A 5181-nucleotide genomic window follows, 5' to 3' on the forward strand; every position below is an offset into this window, starting at 1 on the left:
AGTGAACCACGAGTCCGTAAACGCCGCCCAAAAGCTTACCCCTTAATGACCAAACCCCGGCATGAGTTACGCAAGCAATTGCAAACAGCTTAAACCACAAGTGTTTCGGCTTTTCTTAGTGCCATTCACATCTAAGAGGTTGTCATGAAATAACGATGAGCTTTTTAGTTATAGTTCAAATCAAAGTTGATGTTTATCAACCTGATATTAGTCATAAAAAGCGGCGCTGTTAAAGGGATTTGTGCAGATAACGAAGTTACACTACCGCTATAGTCCAACTGTCCACGCTTGTGGGAGCAAACATACTATTGTTGATAATCCGGGCAGTTCTCGCCATCCCATCCTCGCGCGTGTATGCCGCAGACTAGCATATTACCACCATAGTACTGCCCGTGATAATTCTGGCAACCAATGCAAGCTATTGGTGTTGATTCTTCATCATTTAACTCATCCTCATCCTCATCCTCATCAAATTCCACGATTAACGCACAATTACAATTTGGGCAGTGGTCTATTTGTCTTGAATTGTCATCTACTAAACAAGTCTCAAGTCGTAAGTGACTGTTATATTCTCCGTCACTACTAATATCAGTTCTTATTGTCGAAAAGTAAGGATAGCTGCATTGGCAGACATTTAGCCCACATTCAACATTAGCGCAACAGGGCTGGAAGTATTTTTCAGCAATCTTCCAATCTTGCTCCAGAGAAAGACTTTCAGGGTTGCCCTCGAAATCTACTGTCCACAGTTTGGAGTCGTGGGAAATTCTTAAGGCGAAAAATGTATAGTCGTGAGCCAGATTTTCAATACTTTCGCAGATCTTAGCCGATTTGTAATCAAAACTTCGTTTGGTGATTCTCAACCTTAGATCACGCGGGTAGGTCTGAATGACCAAGTACTCTCTCTCATCAAAGTGATTGAAATCTTTTAAGGTATCCATTGTTTCTCCTGATTAGAGTTTAAGTTTTCGTTCTTTAGCAGATATAATCTCATGAATTATGTCTAATTATCTAAGCCGAAAAGCTTGCTTTTTCAGGTAGAATCATTAAAAATAAATATATTCTACAACTTAGATGAAAGTTCTGAGTCGTAGACCCGGCAGAATACTCTACCAAACACAGTCTGCTATTGCGGACTTTTTTATGTAGTTATATTTCCAGATACAATTCCAGCAATTATGTTTAACAGATTGCTGAAAAAGCTTGTATTTGGGAAATAAGTTTACAAAAATAAATATGTCATGTAAATGCATTTTGTATTTACATGATTATCACTGACTAAGGTGATACGGTCATACCCGCATAAGTCCGCAAACGCGGACTTTCTTTAATTGATTGGAGGAAAAAGAGGTTAAACCCAATCAAAGATTTAACCTATAAAACAGTAAGCTCATTTCAAATTACCACGTCCAGGTCAATTACCTCTAAAACATCTGGCAACCACCGGACATGCTCTACAGTTTTGTCGTGAGTACGAGCTTTATCGAAAACTACAGTGCCCCATTGCTTGCCTTCATTCGTCAAATGCCAAATGTTTTTCCGCTTCTGTTTACCTGTAGTATCGGTTTTAATTAGAACTTCCTTGCGTTGTAAACCAGCTTGTTCCAAAACCCGATTCACGACTACTGGATTAACGGGTTTAGGTAGTCCGTTACGTTCAGCGTAAATTTTGCCAAGCTCAGTTGGAGGCAAGTGTCTGTCGGGAGTTGCTGATACTTCTTGAATCGCGCCGACTAATTCCTTTGCCATCGGAGCAATTTCGGGACACAACGCCTGTACACCTCGAAGGATAGTGATTGTCTGTAGTTCTGGACTAAGCCTTGTGTCAGCAAGTACCTTTTGTCCAAAGTTTACGAGTTCATCAAGGGTGGGTTTGGTATTCTGTTGTTGACTTGGATTGGGTATTTCGTACTTGCCAGTACGGCGCAGGGAAGGAAGAACCTGGTGAAAAACCCATCTTTGAAAACGCTTTGCAACTGGTTTACGGGACTTAAAGATCAGGCGATAAAGCCCAGCTTCAGTCACAGTAAGCATTTCCTGTCCTTTAGGATTGTCATCACCAGGGGTATAGACATTAGCGATACCCCTTTCGTCTTCATCGAAAGAAGTTAACGCATCACTGACATTTTTGATTTCAAGAATTGCACACACATCCGCAGCGACCCACTCAGGCTTGTCTGCTGTTCCAACGAACCGGACTTTTTGAGACTCGAATACAAAAACTGAGAGTTCAGACATAATTTTAATTCTCCTTTAGTGTGACCTTTAACCCTATTTCAATCCTGGAAAGAAACTATCCCACACATTTCGATGTTTGGGCGATGATTCACCCTGAATAGCATCCTTTAATCCTTGCTGACCAGTCTGAATTTCTAGCGTATTTAATTCATGAATTACTTGGTTAAGTTCAGGATTTTCTTCAAGTAATTCTGCTTCTAGCTCTAATTCTTGTTGTAACAGTTCAGCATTTCTTCGCATGAAAATTCGTTGCTGATGCCGTCGCCTTATTTGTGATTCTGTTAGTTGTAGTTGTTCTTCAAAACTCAAGTCATCATCATCGTTGTACATTTTCTACCTCTTCAATTAATCCAAAGTATTCAGCCGATAATTCCATCAAATAGGTGAAGGCCAAACAATCACCATATTTTGTATAGATTTCAGCAATTGCTTTCAAAATCTCTGGCATATTCTCAGGTGTTAATTCAGTAAAATGAGAAGCCAAATTAAATGCCAAGTGTTCATCTTCTGCTTCCCTTACTGGTACATCTTCTGCCCAGATGATTAATTTTCGTCTGTCTAACTCCGCTAATGAAAGAGCATTAACAGAATCAAGAACTGAATCAGGCAAACAATTGATTAATAGCTTAATCACCAAATAATACCTCCATAAAGTAATTGATATCCCAGTCGTAATCTTGTGATAAACTCGTCTGTATTACGATTCCCTCACACTGGATCGCTACGGCTTTTAACCCAGTTAGTCGGACTATGGCAATTTTCCCTATGACAACGATTGCATGTCGGAAATATTGATTGTCCAATAACATCATTACCGTAGTAAGCATGATGAATCTCTTCACTCGAACTAGTTAAACAAACGACACATTTACTGTGAGTTTTTTTGTGCGATTGCTACTTGCTTCTTGTACTTTTTGATGTTGCCATATCGAGCATCCCAGTCTAATCCTCTGGGTAGCCAAGAAGTTCTTGCAGTAGAGTCACACCTTTTTCGTTTAATTCTTGCCCCGTGAGCTCTTGCCACTTCTGCTTAATCTCTTGATATTGAGGTTTTCTGCCTAACTCTGTTGCCCATTTCCTAATTTCTTCATACCAATCAATATTCTGTGGTGGGTTACTTTGTGTAGATGTGGTATTACCAGAATCAATCTTGTTCTGCTTTTGCTCCATTCCCTTGATGTCAAATTCAGGAATCAAAGCTACAAAAGGATTACCGCGAGTTGGAATTACTAAGGCATACCGCACACCAGCTTTATCCAAGAGTTCGCAAGCTTGCCGTAACATCTCCAAAATCTCTTTGTTGACATTTACAAAGTCTTGGGGATGCTCAAGGATATAAGAGGATGTTTGCCCTGTTGCAATAAAACAAACATTTTTCAGGGATGGACGACTAAATCCTGTTTCCCCAGACAAAGGAGACTGGCCCATGAATATCCCGTGCCCTTTAAGTCCAGCAGTAAACTTGATGACGTAGTTCCAGAATCCTTGCAGGTCTTTGGCAGTGTCAGCATCAACCATTCCTGGAAGTCCTTTGCCACCACCGTAAACACTGTCAACTTCATCCTGGGCAAGAAATAATTCCGGGACTCCCTGACAATCACCACCAACTTTAGCTACTCTGGCTTTTTGTTTGTCAATCTGGTCTGTAGCAAAAGTTCTCCAGCCAGATAATGCCGCCATGCCATCAAATTTGCGGGTAAACTTGCATAGCCAGCGTGTCACTTCATCCTTGGGATCGCTACCAAGTACAATTGCTGGAGCTTGAGACTTGGCAGCAATCTTGTTAATAATGATACCTGCTAGAGTGGATTTACCTGATTGAGTTCCCCCTGACAAATAAAAATGATGGTTACTGCGTTTGGTCATATCCTGATTGGATGCTGCATCACACAATTCATCTAGCCAAGCAGCATCTAAACGAATGTATTCAGGATAATTGGCAGCAAACGTTTGTAAAACCTGTAATGCACCAGGGTTGATTACCGACTGTACCGACTCTTCATCAATGTCAGCAATATCGGGATTGGGAATACCAGGACGGGGCGGCAACTGTCGTGCTGGTGGTTCTGGTAGCGTTACTAATCCTTGTAAACCATACTCAGCAATCCAGCGAGGACGTTCTTGCACAGGTAGACGATTTACAAAATCTGCTACACGCCGCTTTGCCCCAATTGCTGTGGTTACATAATCGTAAGCTGCTTCTCCTTGCAAAGTTTGTTTCAAGGATTTTAAGTCAGCCTCTTCTAAAGCACGATAAACCTTTTGTTTGCTTTCACTAATTTGGGCAGATACTCCAAATAAACCAGCAGTCACAGTTCCAGCACCAAGCAGTATCCCGGTTGTCACTTTGTCAGTGTTTAAGAAAAAGGGAGCAGATAGGCACATTAGCGTTGATACTCCCAAAGAACAAAGAATAGTTCGCTCTGCATTGATTACAGGACTTGATGTTATTCTCTCTAATTCAAACGTCATTTAACGCACCCCCAAAGAAACTCCTGCACTAACCAACATCAGAAATATGAATGCAAAGATTACTCCAGGGATTAACCCAATCGTGAATGTCTTACGATTGAAGCTATACCCTTTACCAACAAGCCCTGCAAAGTTGAACAAACCCAAAGCTATGCAGCAAATGCAGACCATCCCAATAATCCACAACACAAAGCGACTAATGGGACTGGCAACTGATAGATATCCCATAAACATCGATAGCCCTATACCGCACACACTATAGCCAACATAAGAAAGCTTCACTTCCACCATTACCTCCTAGAATCGGAAACTATCCCCTACTTCATCAAATGCCTTTTCATATCCTTCCGAATGGCACTAAGAAAAGCCGAAACACTTGTGGTTTAAGCTGTTTGCAATTGCTTGCGTAACTCATGCCGGGGTTTGGTCATTAAGGGGTAAGCTTTTGGGCGGCGTTTACGGACTCGTGGTTCA

7 protein-coding genes are annotated in these 5181 nt (G+C 41.2%); all 7 read right to left on the bottom strand.

From position 1 onward, the window contains the following. Positions 1-305: 305 nt before the first annotated feature. A complete protein-coding gene (locus FNW02_RS37185; protein ID WP_191762478.1) occupies positions 306-938 on the bottom strand; it encodes a hypothetical protein in 633 nt (210 codons plus the stop codon). Positions 939-1392: 454 nt separating this feature from the next. Continuing rightward, entirely contained in the window at positions 1393-2235 is an 843-nt protein-coding gene (locus FNW02_RS37190; RefSeq protein ID WP_191762472.1) for a BRO-N domain-containing protein, read from the bottom strand. 33 nt (positions 2236-2268) lie between these two features. Then, complete coding sequence (locus tag FNW02_RS37195) at positions 2269-2565, bottom strand: hypothetical protein (protein WP_191762473.1); 297 nt, start codon at positions 2563-2565, stop codon at positions 2269-2271. Beyond that, complete coding sequence (locus FNW02_RS37200; RefSeq protein ID WP_191762476.1) at positions 2552-2869, bottom strand: hypothetical protein; 318 nt, start codon at positions 2867-2869, stop codon at positions 2552-2554. The genes FNW02_RS37195 and FNW02_RS37200 overlap by 14 nt, the downstream gene beginning before the upstream one ends. Further along, positions 2862-3062 (bottom strand): hypothetical protein, encoded by a 201-nt coding sequence (locus FNW02_RS37205; RefSeq protein WP_191762474.1) that lies wholly within the window; start codon positions 3060-3062, stop codon positions 2862-2864. The genes FNW02_RS37200 and FNW02_RS37205 overlap by 8 nt, the downstream gene beginning before the upstream one ends. Positions 3063-3177: 115 nt before the next feature. After that, a complete protein-coding gene (locus FNW02_RS37210; RefSeq protein WP_191762475.1) occupies positions 3178-4707 on the bottom strand; it encodes a hypothetical protein in 1530 nt (509 codons plus the stop codon). Continuing rightward, on the bottom strand, positions 4708-4998 hold the full coding sequence (locus FNW02_RS37215; protein WP_225226279.1) for a hypothetical protein: 291 nt from the start codon (positions 4996-4998) through the stop codon (positions 4708-4710). It abuts the gene before it with no gap. Positions 4999-5181: the final 183 nt, after the last annotated feature.

The organism is Komarekiella delphini-convector SJRDD-AB1, assembly GCF_014831675.1.
GTDB lineage: Bacteria > Cyanobacteriota > Cyanobacteriia > Cyanobacteriales > Nostocaceae > Komarekiella.